The organism is Sphingobium olei, from assembly GCF_042678845.1.
GTDB lineage: Bacteria > Pseudomonadota > Alphaproteobacteria > Sphingomonadales > Sphingomonadaceae > Sphingobium > Sphingobium olei.
Genome location: NZ_JBHTLS010000121.1, coordinates 1 through 15,500, shown reverse-complemented (window position 1 = coordinate 15,500; position 15,500 = coordinate 1). Strand labels below are relative to the sequence as shown.

Sequence of the window (15,500 nt, the reverse complement as noted above, 5' to 3'; positions counted from 1 at the left end):
CGTCTCATGGACAGCCACGATGAAGGTCATGACCAGCCGGGAATTCAATCAGGATGTCAGCGCGGCCAAGCGAATCGCGCGCAGCGAGCCCCTGTTCGTCACTGATCGCGGGCGGCCGACTCATGTGCTGATGAGCGTCGCCATGTTCCGCCAGTTGACGGGCGAGCAGGATAGCATCGTCGATCTGCTCGCCGCTCCGGCCGGCGCGCCCGACATCGATCCCGACCTGGCGCGTCGCTGGTGATGTTCCTGCTGGACACGGCCATCCTGATCGATTTGTATGGGTCGCGAGCGCCGGGGGCGCAGGCTGGTGCCGCGGCCTGGGCGGCGCGGACATCCCGCGACAGGCTCTTCATTTCCGTGCTGGCGCTCGCGGAACTGGAAGGCATGCATGCCAGTGCCGCGCGCAAGGGCCAAGGCGTGGCCACGGCGCTGCGCAGCTGGATCGACAGCCAAGTCCTGCCCGTGTTTGAGGGGCATATTCTGCCGATCGATGCTGCGGTCGCCGCAAAGCGCCGTGACGTAGCGATCGACGGGGAGCGCAACGCCCTGATCGCCGCCACCGCGCTTGTGCATGGGCTGACGCTGGTTACGTTCGACCAGCCCGCGTTCAAACGCGCGCGCATAAGAGTGATCGATCCCCGCAGCATCGACGGCGAAGAGGCGATGGAAACGCCGGACTGGCGCATGGCGAGCCGCCGCAAGCCGCAATGGCTGCGCGGCCTGTTCATCCGGGGCTGAACCGCGGGAAATGTGCTTGTTGCCGGGCACCTGCCGCTGCGGAAACGATGGCCTTCGACAATCCCGGCTTACCTCCACTCAATCAAAAGGGAGGGCTTCCGTTCTATTTTTTGGAAATGTTCGGATCATTTAATCGCGATTTTCTATCGCTCAGATGAAGCATAAACATCCTCTCAGCCCGATGCATTCGGCGCTCAACCCAGGTTTCAGAGGAGTTTTCGCCATGACGATCACCGCCACCCCGACCCCTGCCAAAGCCCTTCTTTCACCCAGCAATCATGCGCTGGTTCTGATCGACTTCCAGTCGCAGATGGCCTTTGCCACCAAATCGATCGCACCCGAATTACTGCGCAACAACGCCGCGCTGGTTGCCAACGCCGCTGCCGGCTTCAAGGTGCCCACCATCCTGACGACCGTCGCGGAGAAGAGCTTCTCCGGTCCGATGTTCAGCGAGATCACCCAGGCGTTCGGCAATCAGCCGATGCTGGATCGCACCAGCATGAACACATGGGAAGACGCCACCGTCATCAAGGAAGTGAACCGCATCGGCAAGGAAAGGCTGGTGTTCGCCGGTCTCTGGACCAGCGTCTGCATCGTCGGGCCGGTCCTCTCTGCGATCGAACAAGGCTTCGAGGCCTATGTCATCACCGACGCGAGCGGCGACATCAGCGAGGAAGCGCATGAGCGCGCGGTGGAGCGGATGATCCAGGCCGGCGCGAGGCCCATTACCGCACTCCAGTATCTCCTCGAACTGCAACGCGATTGGGCGCGCACCGAAACCTACGACATGACGACCGGCATCGCGCGTCAATGGGGTGGTGCCTATGGCCTCGGCATCACCTATGCGAAGACGATGTTCGATGCGTCGGAAGGCGCCCATTAAGATATCGCTCGTGGAGCGGCCCTGCGCCGCTCCACCCGGCATCGCGAGGACACGCGCCATGAAAGCCTATTGCCTCTCGTTGGGCGCAGGATTGCTGGTCGGCATCGTCTACCATCTGCTGGGCGTCAAATCGCCTGCCCCGCCGGTCATCGCGCTGGTCGGCCTTGCCGGTATAGTGCTGGGCGAACAGATGATCCCCGCCACGCAGTCGGTCCTGACCCGTTTCGAAAGTCCCGTCACATGACCGCCCTCACCCGCCGCCAGGCGCTCGCCAGCGCCGCATCCCTCCCCCTGCTTGCCGCCACGGAAGGTTTTGCCATGACAGAAACCGACACGATCATCGTCAATGCCAAGGTCACGACACTGGACCGCGAGAATCCGGTGGCGCAGGCGGTCGCGATCCGCGGCGGCAAGTTCCTGGCCGTCGGCAGCGAGGCTGAAGTGCGCGCGGCAGCGCCCGACGCGAAGGTTATAGACGCCAAGGGCCGCCGCCTGATCCCTGGCCTGATCGACAGCCACATCCACGTCATTCGCGGCGGCCTCAACTATAATATGGAATTGCGGTGGGAAGGCGTGCCGACGCTGGCCGAAGCGATGGCGATGCTGAAGCGTCAGGCGCAGATCACCCCGCCGCCGCAATGGGTGCGCGTGGTCGGCGGCTTTACCGAGCACCAGTTTGCGGAAAAACGCCTGCCGACACTGGACGAGATCAATGCGGCTGCGCCCGATACACCGGTCTTCATCCTCCATCTCTATGATCGCGCGCTGCTGAATGCCGCGGCGTTGCGGGCTGTAGGCTATACCAAGGATACGCCGAACCCGCCCGACGGAGAGATCGTCCGCGACGCAGCCGGCAATCCCACCGGCCTGCTGCTGGCGCAACCCAATGCAACGATCCTCTATGCGACGCTGGCCAAGGGGCCGAAGCTGCCGCAGGATTATCAACTCAATTCAACCAGGCATTTCATGCGGGAACTGAACAGCCTGGGCGTCACCAGCGTCATCGACGCGGGCGGCGGGTCGCAAAATTACCCTGACGATTATGAGGTGATCGACAAGCTGCACAAGGATGGCGAACTGACGCTGCGCATCGCCTATAACCTCTTCACGCAGAAGCCAAAGGAGGAGCTCAAGGATTTCGCGGCCTGGTCGACGAAGATCAAGCCGGGGGACGGCGACGATACATACCGCCACAATGGCGCGGGCGAGATGCTGGTCTATTCCGCCGCCGATTTCGAGGATTTCCGCGTCGCGCGGCCCGACATGCCGCCCGAAATGGAAGGCGATCTGGAACCGGTTATCCGCCTGCTGGCCGAGCGCCGCTGGCCTTGGCGAATGCACGCGACCTACGACCAGACGATCGGCCGCGCGCTCGACGTGTTCGAGAAGGTCAATCGCGACATCCCCTTGCAGGGCCTCAATTGGTTCTTCGATCATGCCGAAACGATCAGCGAACGCAATATCGACCGGATCGCCGCGCTAGGCGGCGGCATCGCCGTGCAGCACCGCATGGCGTTCCAGGGTGAATATTTCGTCGAACGCTATGGCGCGAAGGCGGCCGAAGCCACGCCACCGATCAAGCGCATGATGGCGGCCGGCCTGCCGGTAGGGGCCGGCACCGACGCGACCAGGGTTGCGAGCTACAATCCTTGGGTGTCGTTAAGCTGGCTGGTCACATCCAGGACGGTCGGCGGCCTCGCCCTCTATCCGGTGCGCAACCGGCTGGATCGCGAAACCGCGCTGCGCCTTTGGACCGAGAAGAACACATGGTTCTCCAACGAGACCGGCAAGAAAGGGCAGATCAAGGCCGGGCAACTCGCCGATCTGGCACTGCTTTCGGACGATTATTTCTCGGTGCCGGAAGACGAGATTGCGCATCTGCGCTCCGTCCTGACCGTGCTGGGCGGCAAGATCGTCTATGGTGAGGGGGATTATGGGCCACTCGCGCCGCAAGCGCCCAAGGCGATGCCAGACTGGTCGCCGGTCGCGACGTTCGGGGGCCATTATCGCCGCGGCGACACCGCCAAGAAGATGGCTTCGGCCTGCGGATGCCATTCGGCCTGCAACGTCCACGGCCATGATCATGCTGCGGCGCTGGTATCCTCCGTGCCCGCCGCCGATGTGCAGAGCTTCTGGGGCGCGCTTGGCTGCGGCTGCTGGGCGGTGTAGGCGCACGGCATTTCCAGAATATCGAACAATAATGATCACATTATTCGACTACATCCGATGACGGTGTCCCCTTAGGGAAGGGAGCGCCGCCTCACCCGGTGCGCTGCTCTTCTCCAAGGAGATACCGCCATGACCCGCTTCACCCTGCTGATGACCACCGCACTGCTGGCGCTCGCGCCTGCCGCCGCCCCTGCGCAGGACGCCGACTTCGCGGTCGGCCCGCAATATGACACTACCCACGTCTATGTCGAACCGCAGGATTTCGACCGCTTCGTCGCCAGCTTCACCGCCACCTTCGGCGGCACCACCAGCAAGCAGGGCGCGTTTCAGGTCACGCCCACCCCGAGCAACACCAAGTCACAGCTCGCGCTGACGCCCGCCGGGACGATCTCCGTCTTCGGTTTCCTGACGCCGATCCCGACGCCGTTCGGCGCGGAACGGACAGGCTATCTGGTGACCGACCTCGACAAGGCGGTGGCTGCGGCGGTGAAACATGGTGCGATCCGGCTGATCGCGACCTTCCCCGATCCCATCGGTCGCGACGCGGTCGTGCAATGGGCGGGCGGCGTCAACATGCAACTCTATTGGCACACCACCAAGCCCAGCTATCCGGCGCTCGCCACCGTTCCTGAAAACCGCATCTACCTGACCCCGGACGCTGCCGACCGCTTCGTCCGCCAATGGGCGGGCTTTGCACATGCGAAGATCACCTCCGACGAGAAGGCCGCGCCCGGTGCCGAGATCGGCCAACCGGGCAAGACCTACCGCCGCATCCGGCTCACCTCGGGATACGGCAAAATGAGCGTGATCGTTTCGGACGGGCAACTGCCCTGGCCCTACGGCCGGGACATGACTGGATATGAAGTCACCGACCTGTCTGGCACGCTCGAAAAGGCGACAGCCGCTGGCGTCGAGACGCTGATCGCCCCGCGTGGCGAGGGTGGCCGTCAGAGCGTGATCGTCCGCTTCCCTGGCGGATACATTGCTGAAATCCATGGGCGCGCGTCGTGAACGCCGCCCCGCGCTTTGTGGCCGCCATCCTGACGTGGCGGCCCACCTTCCTCCTCGCACGGCTGGCGCTGACCAGCGCCTATTTGCTGGGCGGCTCGGTGAAACTGACGGACTGGCACGGCGCCGTGGCCGAACAGGCGCATTTCGGCATGAACCCGCCCGCTCTCTGGCCGCCATCACCATCGCGGTCGAGCTTGTCGGCCCTGCGCTGATCCTGACGGGACGGCTGGTCTGGCTGGGTGCAGGCATGCTGGGCGTCTTCACCCTGCTCGCCGCCTTCACCGCCAACGCCTTCTGGACGATGACGGGGCAGGACCGCTTCATCGCGACGAATGCCTTCTTCGAACATATCGGCTTGATCGGCGGCTTCATCGCCATTTCCATCGTCGCACAACGGCAGCGCAGGGACGATGCGTAAGGCGCTGCTGTTCTGCTTTGCGCTGCTGTCTTGGCCTGCACAAGCGCAGCAGCGCGAAGCGTGGCAGCCACCCACGCTCAGCGTCACCCGTTATGAGGAAGACTGGTCAGACCTCGCCGACGCTGACAAACGCGCGCGTCATTGGACCGGGCCTTTCAAATATGTCCCGCTCGGCGAGGACGCATGGCTGTCGACCGGCGTCGAGTTGCGGGCACGTAGCGAGAGTTATCGCGACAATCTCTGGGGCGGGCCAGCAGCACCCGATGACAGCTATGTCTGGCTGCGTGCCATGCCTTATGCGGACCTTCATGTCGGCAAGCTGCGCGCTTTCGTCCAGCCGACCGCCACCTACGCAATCGGCATGTCGCCCGCGCCCGGCCCGACGGATCGCAGCGGCATCGATCTGCTTCAGGGGTTTGCCGAAGCCGATCTGGGCGGCGTGACGCTGCGGGTGGGGAGGCAGATGCTTTCACTCGGCACCGAGCGGCTGGTGGGCACGCGCTACGGCCCCAACGTGCCGCTGGCGTTCGACGGGCTGCGTGGCGACATGAAGCTGGGTTCTGCAACCGTCAGCCTGCTTGCGGTAAAGCCGGTCCAGCCGGGTCCGCATGGTTTCGACGATTCGACATCGCATACCAAGGCTCTATGGGGTGCCTATGCAGCATCGCCGGGCGTCGACCTCTATTATCTGGGCTATAGGAACCGCGTGGCGCGCTTTCTCGACGGACAAGGAAGGAGCGGCGGCACAGCGTCGGCGCACGCTTTCATGGGACGCGCAACCTCTGGCACTGGAATGTGGAGGGCGTGTATCAGTTCGGACAGCTTGCGAACCGGCGCATTTCCGCTTGGACGCTGAGCACGGAAGCCGGACGCAGCTTTCCGGCATTGCCCTTCGCGCCCGACGCCACGATGCGCGTCAACATCGTGAGCGGAGACGATAAGGCGGAGGATGGCAAGATCGGCACGTTCAATGCGCTCTTCCCCAAGGGCAAATATTTCGGCGAGCTTTCCCCCATAGGCCCCGCCAACATCATCAGCCTCAACCCGCGCGTCGCCGGAACGATCGGGAACGGCGTAACGGCGAGCCTCGCCGCCATGGCCTATTGGCGGTTCAGCAAGGTGGACGGAATCTACGATATCCCCGGCCAACTGGTCCGCGCGCCGGGCGAGAGTGGCGCGCGCTTTGTCGGCAAGGAAGTCGAGGCGACGGTCGCATGGCAGGCGACGGAAGAGTGGGAACTGTCCGCCTCCCTCTCCGCCTTCGCGCCGGGACGGTTCATCCGGGAAACCGGGCGGACCCCAACGATCGCGATGCTCGGCCTGGAGAGCAATTTCCGGTTCTGAAGATCGTTGAAGGTCGGACGCGAGTTGTTCCCAAAGGACGTGCACCTCGTCGTGCTAAGTGGTGGGGGAACTCGGCAACCGCCAAAAAACACGCCGAATCAGCGTGGTGACCCCTACGGTCACTCGGTATTCGCGGCAAGGTATTGATTTAATGTCGAAAATTACTTTCAACATGGTCCTTATACCATCACATGTGCCAACTGTCCATCGAGATTGCATGGGAATGAATGGCACTATTTGATCTATCGCCGTGGGTCAGCGCGCTGTATCGAAAACACCTGACCGTGGGTCACATCGAAGCGGCCGACCTTATGTCAGACTGCCTGCGAAGCGTTCAGCCAATCTCTCTCGCTTGAAAGCTTCTGCCACCCAATCGACAAACGTGCGCGTCTTGGCGGGCAGCAGTGCGCGCGAAGCATAATAAATCGAAATTGCGCCCGCATCGGAATACCAGCGCGGAACAAGGCGAACGAGCGTACCATTTTCTAGTGCCGGGAGAACATCGGGTACTGCCAGCATAGCGACGCCGAGGCCGAGCATGGCCGCCTCGCGCATGGCCGCCGGATCATTGAGCACGATGGATTCCGCTAGTGGCGCTCTCATTTCATTCCCCGCAACGTCGCGCATGGCCCAGTGTCGGACGCGACCTGTCTGGAGCGATCGCATCACAATGCCATTCAGGGCTTGAAGACCCGCTGGATCGATCGGCGGAACGCGGCCCGCCATATAAGCTGGCGAGGCTACCGCGATGATATGGGCCGGCGCCAATGTGCGGGCGACGACGCCGGGGGAGAGATCGAAGCCGCCGCCGATTGCTGCATCATAGCCTTCGGCAACGAGATCGACTGCGCGGTTTTCAAAGTGCCATTCAGGCCTGATGCGCGGATAGCGCGCAAGAAATGCTGGAAGCAGCGGCAGGATGTGGGTCATGCCAAAGGTGGGCGACATGCTGACCCTGAGCGTCCCGGTCGGCTCCCCGGCTCCCGACGCAGCCCCGGCGATTGCCGCCTGAATGCCGTCCAGATTGTCGGCGATGGCGAGACGAAAAGCTTCTCCCGCCTCCGTCAGGGTAAGCTTTCGGGTCGAACGGTGAAACAGTCGCACACCCAGATTGCGCTCCAGTATGGCAACGTTCCGGCTGACGGCGGCCGGCGTGAGCGAGAGCCGCCTAGCGGCTTCCGAGAAGCTGCCATGCTCGGCGCTGCGCACGAAGGATTCGAGGTTGGCGAGCGTTTCCATGCCTTATTTCAACAGATCATTGAAAATATCTCAAGCCGATACCGACTAATCCAAAGGGAATATTTGCGCCATCTTCACTCCATCGAAACCTAAAGGAGTGAAGATCATGACCCAGATTTCCCTGTCCCTCGCCGGAAAAACCGCGCTCGTCACCGGCGGCTCGCGCTCGATCGGTGCAGCCATCGCGAAGAAGCTCGCCGCCGATGGCGCGGCGGTCGCCATCACCTACAGCGCCTCGCCCGAACGCGCCGCGCAGGTCGTCGCCCAGATCGAAGCCGCAGGCGGGAAGGCCATTGCCATCGAGGCAGACGCTGGCAGTCCAGAGGCCGTCCGTGCCGCCGTGGCAGAGACGGTGTCAGCCTTCGGCGGCATCGATATCCTCGTCAACAACGCCGGCATCGCGGTGAACGCCCCGATCGAGGACATGCGCTTCGAGGATTATGAACGGATGCTCGCCGTCAATGTCACCGGCGTCTTCGTGGCCACGCAGGAAGCAGTCCGCCACATGAAGGCAGGCGGTCGCATCATCCATATCGGCTCGTCGATGACGCGCTACGCCGCGTTCCCGACCGCTTCGGTCTATACGCTGACCAAGGGCGCGATCACGGGCTTCAACCGCAGTCTCGTGCGCGACCTCGGCCCCAAGGGCATCACGGTCAACACGGTGCACCCCGGCCCGACCGATACTGATATGAACCCGGCCGACGGCCCCGTGGCCGCGATCGTCGGCCCTGGCATGGCGATCGGCCGCTACGGGCTGCCTTCCGAGATCGCCAGCGTCGTCGCCTTCCTTGCCAGCCCCGACGCGGCTTTCGTCACCGGCGCCGACATTGTCGCCGATGGCGGCCTGACCGCCTGATCCCCCTGACCATCGAACCTCAATCCGGAAAGGATAATCCCATGCCCAGCATCGGCATCATCGGCGCCGGCAATATTGGCCGCGCCTTCGCGACCGCGCTCGCCAACAACAATATCCGTGCCACGCTTTCCAACAGCCGTGGCCCGGACAGCCTGAAGGATGTGGTCGCGGCCATGGGCCCGTCCATCGAGGCCGGCACCCGCGAAGAAGCGGCATCGAAGGACATCGTTCTCGTTGCGATCAACTGGTCGAAGCTTCCGGCTGCGCTCGCCGGCCTGCCGGACTTCGGTGGCCGCATCGTCATCGATGCCAACAACCCAATCGAAGCGCCGCTGTTCAAGCCAGCCGAACTCAATGGCCGGCTGTCCAGCGAAGTCTTCGCCGGCCTCGTGCCCGGCGCGCGGGTGGTCAAAGCCTTCAACCATCTGCAACCGCACCTGCTGTCGGGTGATCCGCAAGCTGAAGGCGGCCGCCGGGTGCTGTTCTATTCCGGCGACGAAACAGGAGCAAAGGCGGAAGTCGGCGCGCTGATCGACCGCCTCGGCTTTTTCGGCATCGATCTCGGGCCGATCTCGGTCGGCGGAAAACTGGTGCAGTTCCCTGGCGGCCCGCTGCCCGCCCTCAATCTCGTCAAGTTCGGATGAACGATCATGGGGCGAACCGGGGGACTTGCCCCTCTATCGGTTCGCCCTGCTTCGCGTGAAGGAATCTCCCATGGACATGCCAGTTTCCCGAACCATTCCCGCAAGCCATACGGACAGTAAACCGCTGGCGACCTGGGCAGCCGTCGCCAGTGTCGGCATCGGCGCTTTCGCCCTTGTCACCACCGAATTCCTGCCCGTTGGCCTTTTGCCCATGATCGCCGCCGACCTTGGCATTAGCGAGGGCACGGCCGGACTGATGGTGACGACCCCCGGCTTCCTCGCGGCAATTACAGCGCCGATGACGCTCGGTTTTGCAGCGCGCTTCGATCGCAAGCATGTCCTCGTCGCACTACTGATGCTGCTCGCCTTCTCCAACGCCATCGTGGCAACGGCCCAAGGCTTCACCGCGCTGATGGTGGGACGGGTGCTGCTGGGGATCGCGGTTGGCGGTTTCTGGACGATCGGCGGTTCGCTCGGCCCACGCCTGCGTCCGGGTGCGGAAGGTCCACGTGCCACCGCGCTTATCTTCTCTGGTGTTTCGCTGGGCACCGTCGCCGGGGTTCCCGCAGGCTCGCTGATCGGCGATCTGTTCGGCTGGCGCACCGCGTTCCTGCTCGTGTCGGGTGTGGCACTGCTTGTCGTGGGGGCGTTGCAGCTTCTGCTGCCTGCAATTCGGGCCCAGAAGAGTTCAGGGCTGAAGCAGGTGCCGGACGTGTTGCGACTGCGGCGTATTCGGATCGGCCTGACGGCAGCCGTGCTTATTTTCGTGGGGCAGTTCGCTGCCTATACCTACATTACGCCTTTCCTCATCGATGCAGCCGGGATCGATACGGGCACGCTCAGCATGGTGCTGCTCGGTTACGGCGCGGCGGGTTTTGCCGGGAACCTGTTCGGGGGATGGGCTGCTGGCCGGAACTTCGTTTCTGCTCTTATCGGCACGGCTTTTCTGATCGCCGTTTCTGTTGCGGGATTGCTGCTTGCCGGGAACAATATGCTTGTCGCCATCGCCTGGGTTGCCGCCTGGGGGTTCGGCTTCGGCATGCTGCCGATCGCCATGCAAACCTTCCTCTTCAGCTCCGCACCCGACCGTCTGGAAAGTATCGCCGCACTTTTCGTCTCGATAGCACAGCTTGCAATCGGACTTGGCGCTCTGATCGGCGGCATCGCCGTCGATGGTTTCGGCGTGCCGAGCGCTCTCTGGCTCGGTGCTGCCAGCGCGTTGCTGACCACAGGGCTCATCGCGTCAACCAGCAAGATACATTGAACAGCAAAGGTCGCACGATTGTCGCCATGCCACCTGTTCCTCCGTCTCACGATAGAAAGGGCTTCGACATGTCCAAGACCATTCTCCTCATCCACGGTGCCTGGCTTACCCCGGAAATCTGGGAGCCCTGGCGCGCCCGCTTCGCCGGGCAAGGCTATAACGTTCTCACCCCATCCTGGCCGCTCATGGACCGGCCCGTATCCGACCTTCGCGCCCATCCCCATCCGGAATTGGGCAAGCTGACGCTCGCGCGGATAGTCGATCACTATGCCTCGATCATTGCCGATCTTCCGGAACAGCCAATCCTCATCGGCCACTCCTATGGCGGGTTGATCGTACAGATGCTGCTTGATCGTGGGCTCGGTGTCGCGGGCGTTTCGATCGATCCCGGCCCTGCGGCGGGCATCAAACCTGGAGTGAAGGCGTTTCTCTCCGCGCTTCCGGTGTTCCTCGCCTGGCGTGGCTGGAGCCGGGCGCTGACTATGTCGTTCAAACAGTTCGCGAAGAACTTCGCTAACGACCTGCCCGGGGCAGAGCAGCAGAAAGCCTTTGATGACCACATCGTGCCTGCCCCGGGGCGCATCTATTACCAGTCGGTGCTCGGCCTTGGCGCCTCTATCGATTGGAAGAAGGCTGACCGTGCGCCGCTCTTGCTCGTCAGCGGCATGGATGACAGGACGGTGGAACCCGGCATGGTGCAGCAGAATCTTCGCCGATATTCGGTATCCTCCGCGATCACGGACTTCGCCAGCTTCCCGGGTCGCAGCCACTTCCTCATCGCCTCCCCAGGGTGGGAGGAGATCGCCGATGAACTGTTGGCCTGGGTTGAGGCGCAGATTCGCTAAGTAACGCTATGTTCGCAGGAGGTATCAATGTCTCAACCCGATTCAGGTCTCGCCGAGATCAAGGCGATCGTTCGCAGCGCCAACGATTCTGTTCAACGCGACGGTGATTTCGCGCTGTTCGAACGTCTCTACGCGCAGGATTATATCGACCATACGCCGTTTGGGGACTTCGCGCCGGATCGCAGCGGCACCCGGATGATCTACGAGACCTTTCGCGCGGCCTTTGCGAGCTGGCACGCCGATATCCATCAGCAGATTGCCGAAGGCGACCTCGTTACGACCTACAAAACCTATCGCGGACGGCATGATGGGAATTTCCTGGGCATTTCACCCACCGGACGGGAAATCCACTTTGCCGTGATTGACATCATGCGTGTCCGCAATGGGCAGATCACCGACCACTGGGCTGTTGCTGACGCGATGGGGCTATTTACGCAACTTGGGGCTACAACTGGATAGCGCTAAACAGGAAAGCGCGAGAGAGGGCGTCTGAAAATTCGCTCCTACACGATGGCAAATCATAGTGCCGGACAGCACATCAACGTCACACATCGGTGGTGAATGTTTGCCTGAAACGCGTCATTCCCGGCATCGGATAGGCGTATCGGGCCGTCCCAGTTCGACAATCAATGCCGGATCGGAGAGTGTCCGACAACCTCGATTTTTGGGTTTGCCGTCGCTCTTTGACGCAAAACGAAATCGACTGGCCGCGCGCTCCCAAGCAAGCGCCGTAGCGTCCAGTCGGTTTTGGGGGGTAGCTCCAAGTGCTCCGGTCAAGGTTGTGGCGCTCCAATCCTGATGGTGCAACGCACCGGCTCCTTGGCCTTGGATGCGGCTTTCTGACAGGCGGCGATGGCGTCGCGGTTCTCGCGGGCCATATCAGCGGCGTTGACGATGGCTTGCCACGCGTCGGGATTGTCGGCGCGCATGAGGCGGATGCCCGCATCCCATGCCGTGGCCTCGCCCAACACGCGGCGTGCGACCCGTTCGGGCCAGTTCCAGCTTTGCGGGCCGATGCTGGCCGCCCAGCCGGGATAGAGCAGCCACAGGAGCGAGACGGACAGCGCTGTGCCCATGCCGGTGTAGAGCAAGTGCCAGCGCTGTTCCTGCTTGGTACGGATCGCGCCGATGGCGCGCATGAGGTCCGCTTGGCTTTCGCGATGGAGCGCCTGCGCCTGTTTGATGGTGGCCTTTTCCGGCTCGCGCGCCGCTTCCGACGCCGCCAGCATCCGCTCCGCCATGCTCTCCGGCGTCAACTGCATGGCGGGGGCGTCGGCGAGTCTTTTCATCTGCCCTGCCATCGTGGCGAGATGGCCCCCATGCTTGGCAAGCGTGGGGCTGTAATCGGGTATCTCAAGGCTCTGCTTCTCGACGGTGATATGCTCGACCGCGCGGGTCAGCATCGACAAGCGCCCGTCAAGGCGCTGCTCCATGCCGCCGACACGCGCCTCAAGCCGCCCGAACGCCTGTGCGGCGGTATCGGGCCGGGGGTCCGGCTCCGGTTCGTTCAAAAGACTCTGTTCGTCGTTCATATCGTCTTCTCCTTGGGATCAGCGTTCCATGCCGCGGCTGATGTCGCGGCCATGATCGAAGGGAATGGAGGATGCGAGGTTGTGGGAGAGGCCGCGCCCCATCTGCTGGCCGATCTCAAGCCCAAGCTCGCGGCTGCGCAGCCCCAGCACCGATTCAAGCTGGGCATCGCGCTCAAGGCTTTTCGCCATATCGGCCATCTGCTGTGCGGCAGTCTTCGCGCCCCGAAAATTGCCGTCGCGCACAAGCTCCGCGTGTTTCTCCCGCAACTGCTGCCAGCCTTCGACAAACCTGTCGGCGCGTTGGAACGGGTCCATGCGGATTTCCGTCTCCAACTGCATGGCGCGCATCGCGGCCTGGCCGCGCCCCTCGGCAGCTTCGCGAACAAGCCCCGGGCTGCCCTTGAACGCGCTATCGAGGGCGGATGCCCCTTCGGGTCGCACCGCGTTGAGCGCATTCCTCGCCCGGTCCAGCGCCTGCCGCTGGTGCGGCATGGCGTCCAAGCCCTGCGCGCGGGTCTGCTGGATCGCGTCCACCGCCTTGGCGTAACGCTCCACCGCGCCGCGCACGCCGCCCGCCCGCATGGGCTGCGCGTCATTGTCGCGCTGCTGGCGCGCGGGATCGTTCTCCGGCGTGGAAGTGACGCGGCCAAGATCGAGACCATCGAACATGCCGCGCTGGGGTTCGGGCGGTGTCGATGGCTCGCGATCCTGACCGGGCAGCGAAAGGCGCAAGCCATCGAAGATCCCGCGCGCCTTCTCGACCACGGGCCGCACGATCACCGCGACGCGCTCGCCGAACGTGATGCCGCGCCGCTCGGCGAACTCGCGCGCCGTATCCGCCTTGGCATAGTCGGTCGCCATGTCCTTGCCGCGCTCGCGGGAGAGCGTGCGGACAAGCCGGGACTGGTCGCGAAAATCATCCTTGCCATAATGAAGCTGCACGCCGTCCCGGTGGCGTGACAGGGCGACATAAGCCCCATGGCGATCCATCCCCGGCGTGGCCAGCACATGCGCCCTGTCCACGGTCATACCCTGTGCCTTGTGGATCGTGGCGGCATAGCCATGATCGAGGTCGCGATAGTCCTTCACGTCGAACGCGACGGAGCGCCCGTCATCGGTGCGGACAGCCATATGGCCATCACTGACTTTTTCGACTGTGCCGAGCGTGCCGTTCTTCACCTCCATGCTGCGCTCGTTGCGCAGGAACATGATGCGGTCGCCGCTGGCGAACTGCCGATCCCCTCGCTCGGTCTTTACCATCACATCGTCGCCCAGCTCGTTGTCCACGCGCATCGCCTCGCGTGCCGCCTCGTTGAGGTCGCGCACCTCGGCATTGGTGTGGGTGAGGATGATCCGGCTGGCATCGGGGCTGGCCTGCCGTTCGCGGTCCCAGCGTCCGACAAGATCGCTCCGCGCAGCCTCGCGCGTCTCGGCCTGATGCACCATGGACTTGTCGGCATAGGCGGCGATGGCTTCGCCGGTCCTGCCGGTGGCAAAGTGCCGTGTGGCATTCTGCTGCCAGTCTTCATGCTGGCGGCGAACCTGTGTGATTTCGACGCCGCCATGCCGTTCATGCAGCGCACGGAACGCCGCGCCCGCCTCGATCGACTGCAATTGCTGCGGATCGCCGACCAGCACGACCTTCGCGCCAGCCTCGGCGGCATGGGAAAGAACACGCTCCATCTGGCGCGTGCCGACCATGCCCGCCTCATCGATCACCAGCACATCGCGGGCCGTCAAATGGTCGCGCCCGTTGGCCCAGCCATGCTCCATGCTGGCGATGGTGCGGGACGCAATGCCGGAGCCGTTTTCCAGCCCCTCGGCGGCGATGCCTGCCAGCGCCGCGCCACGCACATTAAGGCCAGCGCCTTCCCACACATCGCGCGCCACGCCCAGCACGGCGCTTTTGCCGGTCCCGGCATAGCCCAGCACCAGTGACAATCCGCGCCCGACCGTTATATGGCGCAGCGCGGATTCTTGCTCTGCTCCCAGAACAAGACCTTCACTCCCGGCGGCGCGAATGGCGTAGGTCGCTGCCGCCGGGAGACCATCGCTCCGTTCCATCGCAAGCCGTTCTGCTGCACGGCTCATCCGCTGTTCGGTCTCGATCATGTCGCGCGAGGTGAACCGATCATCGCCGCGTCCGTCCTTGCCCAGCGCGATCAGGTCGGGCGAGGCACGAACGGCACTCATCGCCCGGTCATACTGTTCCTTGCCGTCGCTATGCCGGTGGACGAACATCGCAAGGTCGCGGTTGGTGAACGTCGCTTGTTGATGCGTGATCGCATTCAACGCGATTCCGGGATCGGCGATGATGCGTTCGCCATTCTCCCGCGCGATCTCGCGGTGAAGCTCGGCGCGGTCGGCAAGCTGACCTGCCTGCTCCATGCGCTGCGCGGGGCCGCCGATCTTGCTTTGCGGTTCTAGAGCGGTTTCCACACGAATTGAATCATTGGGGATTCCCTTGTCCGTGCTGATGTGATTCACGCTTCCTGCTGGTTGGAGGAGGCCAGTATGGATGGCGCGAACACTTTCACAGGACCTTCGGGAC

The 15,500-nt window shown here is 63.4% G+C and carries 14 protein-coding genes and 2 pseudogenes; 13 read left to right on the top strand and 3 right to left on the bottom strand.

Annotation, left to right across the window (positions count from 1 at the left end; translation table 11 throughout):
• Window positions 1-19: 19 nt before the first annotated feature.
• From ACFQ24_RS09950 to ACFQ24_RS09915, 8 genes and pseudogenes are all read left to right on the top strand, one after another.
• Complete coding sequence (locus tag ACFQ24_RS09950) at window positions 20-244, top strand: type II toxin-antitoxin system prevent-host-death family antitoxin (RefSeq protein ID WP_380910811.1); 225 nt, start codon at window positions 20-22, stop codon at window positions 242-244.
• A complete protein-coding gene (locus tag ACFQ24_RS09945) occupies window positions 244-741 on the top strand; it encodes a PIN domain-containing protein (protein WP_380910890.1) in 498 nt (165 codons plus the stop codon). Before ACFQ24_RS09950 ends, ACFQ24_RS09945 begins: the two co-directional genes overlap by 1 nt.
• A 223-nt stretch (window positions 742-964) precedes the next feature.
• Window positions 965-1,624: a hydrolase gene (locus tag ACFQ24_RS09940; protein WP_380910809.1), complete on the top strand. Its 660-nt coding sequence runs from the start codon at window positions 965-967 to the stop codon at window positions 1,622-1,624.
• Between the two features lie 58 nt (window positions 1,625-1,682).
• Entirely contained in the window at window positions 1,683-1,868 is a 186-nt protein-coding gene (locus ACFQ24_RS09935; protein WP_380910807.1) for a DUF1427 family protein, read from the top strand.
• On the top strand, window positions 1,865-3,793 hold the full coding sequence (locus tag ACFQ24_RS09930; protein ID WP_380910805.1) for an amidohydrolase: 1,929 nt from the start codon (window positions 1,865-1,867) through the stop codon (window positions 3,791-3,793). The genes ACFQ24_RS09935 and ACFQ24_RS09930 overlap by 4 nt, the downstream gene beginning before the upstream one ends.
• A 129-nt stretch (window positions 3,794-3,922) precedes the next feature.
• A complete protein-coding gene (locus ACFQ24_RS09925) occupies window positions 3,923-4,804 on the top strand; it encodes a VOC family protein (RefSeq protein WP_380910803.1) in 882 nt (293 codons plus the stop codon).
• Window positions 4,801-5,222 (top strand): annotated as a pseudogene (locus ACFQ24_RS09920) (DoxX family protein). Before ACFQ24_RS09925 ends, ACFQ24_RS09920 begins: the two are co-directional and overlap by 4 nt.
• Window positions 5,215-6,566: pseudogene (locus ACFQ24_RS09915) on the top strand (alginate export family protein). Before ACFQ24_RS09920 ends, ACFQ24_RS09915 begins: the two co-directional pseudogenes overlap by 8 nt.
• A gap of 309 nt (window positions 6,567-6,875) precedes the next feature.
• Here ACFQ24_RS09915 and ACFQ24_RS09910 read toward each other — a convergent pair.
• Window positions 6,876-7,805: a LysR family transcriptional regulator gene (locus tag ACFQ24_RS09910; RefSeq protein WP_380910801.1), complete on the bottom strand. Its 930-nt coding sequence runs from the start codon at window positions 7,803-7,805 to the stop codon at window positions 6,876-6,878.
• 106 nt (window positions 7,806-7,911) lie between these two features.
• On the opposite strand from ACFQ24_RS09910, the gene ACFQ24_RS09905 reads away from it, so the two are divergent.
• The 5 genes from ACFQ24_RS09905 to ACFQ24_RS09885 all read left to right on the top strand — a co-directional run bounded on the left by ACFQ24_RS09905 (window position 7,912) and on the right by ACFQ24_RS09885 (window position 11,876).
• Window positions 7,912-8,664: a 3-oxoacyl-ACP reductase family protein gene (locus ACFQ24_RS09905; RefSeq protein WP_380910799.1), complete on the top strand. Its 753-nt coding sequence runs from the start codon at window positions 7,912-7,914 to the stop codon at window positions 8,662-8,664.
• A gap of 41 nt (window positions 8,665-8,705) precedes the next feature.
• On the top strand, window positions 8,706-9,308 hold the full coding sequence (locus ACFQ24_RS09900) for an NADPH-dependent F420 reductase (protein ID WP_380910797.1): 603 nt from the start codon (window positions 8,706-8,708) through the stop codon (window positions 9,306-9,308).
• Between the two features lie 70 nt (window positions 9,309-9,378).
• Complete coding sequence (locus ACFQ24_RS09895; protein ID WP_380910795.1) at window positions 9,379-10,572, top strand: MFS transporter; 1,194 nt, start codon at window positions 9,379-9,381, stop codon at window positions 10,570-10,572.
• Window positions 10,573-10,640: 68 nt separating this feature from the next.
• The gene (locus ACFQ24_RS09890; protein WP_380910793.1) at window positions 10,641-11,417 is read left to right on the top strand and encodes an alpha/beta hydrolase; all 777 of its coding nucleotides are present in this window, start codon (window positions 10,641-10,643) and stop codon (window positions 11,415-11,417) included.
• A 27-nt stretch (window positions 11,418-11,444) separates the two neighbouring features.
• Window positions 11,445-11,876: an ester cyclase gene (locus ACFQ24_RS09885; RefSeq protein WP_380910791.1), complete on the top strand. Its 432-nt coding sequence runs from the start codon at window positions 11,445-11,447 to the stop codon at window positions 11,874-11,876.
• Window positions 11,877-12,190: 314 nt separating this feature from the next.
• Here ACFQ24_RS09885 and ACFQ24_RS09880 read toward each other — a convergent pair whose 3' ends face one another.
• Window positions 12,191-12,949 (bottom strand): DUF6118 family protein, encoded by a 759-nt coding sequence (locus ACFQ24_RS09880; protein WP_380910788.1) that lies wholly within the window; start codon window positions 12,947-12,949, stop codon window positions 12,191-12,193.
• A gap of 18 nt (window positions 12,950-12,967) precedes the next feature.
• A complete protein-coding gene (gene traA / locus ACFQ24_RS09875; RefSeq protein WP_429614951.1) occupies window positions 12,968-15,388 on the bottom strand; it encodes a Ti-type conjugative transfer relaxase TraA in 2,421 nt (806 codons plus the stop codon).
• Window positions 15,389-15,500 lie beyond the last annotated feature (112 nt).

Bases quoted from the DNA above. Each gene is read 5' to 3' on its own strand.
- ACFQ24_RS09925 (WP_380910803.1), top strand. From the start codon at position 3,923: ATGACCCGCTTCACCCTGCTGATGACCACCGCACTGCTGGCGCTCGCG.
- ACFQ24_RS09930 (WP_380910805.1), top strand. From the start codon at position 1,865: ATGACCGCCCTCACCCGCCGCCAGGCGCTCGCCAGCGCCGCATCCCTC.
- ACFQ24_RS09950 (WP_380910811.1), top strand. From the start codon at position 20: ATGAAGGTCATGACCAGCCGGGAATTCAATCAGGATGTCAGCGCGGCC.
- ACFQ24_RS09895 (WP_380910795.1), top strand. From the start codon at position 9,379: ATGGACATGCCAGTTTCCCGAACCATTCCCGCAAGCCATACGGACAGT.
- ACFQ24_RS09890 (WP_380910793.1), top strand. From the start codon at position 10,641: ATGTCCAAGACCATTCTCCTCATCCACGGTGCCTGGCTTACCCCGGAA.
- ACFQ24_RS09905 (WP_380910799.1), top strand. From the start codon at position 7,912: ATGACCCAGATTTCCCTGTCCCTCGCCGGAAAAACCGCGCTCGTCACC.
- ACFQ24_RS09935 (WP_380910807.1), top strand. From the start codon at position 1,683: ATGAAAGCCTATTGCCTCTCGTTGGGCGCAGGATTGCTGGTCGGCATC.
- ACFQ24_RS09885 (WP_380910791.1), top strand. From the start codon at position 11,445: ATGTCTCAACCCGATTCAGGTCTCGCCGAGATCAAGGCGATCGTTCGC.
- ACFQ24_RS09900 (WP_380910797.1), top strand. From the start codon at position 8,706: ATGCCCAGCATCGGCATCATCGGCGCCGGCAATATTGGCCGCGCCTTC.
- ACFQ24_RS09910 (WP_380910801.1), bottom strand. From the start codon at position 7,805: ATGGAAACGCTCGCCAACCTCGAATCCTTCGTGCGCAGCGCCGAGCAT.
- ACFQ24_RS09940 (WP_380910809.1), top strand. From the start codon at position 965: ATGACGATCACCGCCACCCCGACCCCTGCCAAAGCCCTTCTTTCACCC.
- ACFQ24_RS09880 (WP_380910788.1), bottom strand. From the start codon at position 12,949: ATGAACGACGAACAGAGTCTTTTGAACGAACCGGAGCCGGACCCCCGG.
- ACFQ24_RS09945 (WP_380910890.1), top strand. From the start codon at position 244: ATGTTCCTGCTGGACACGGCCATCCTGATCGATTTGTATGGGTCGCGA.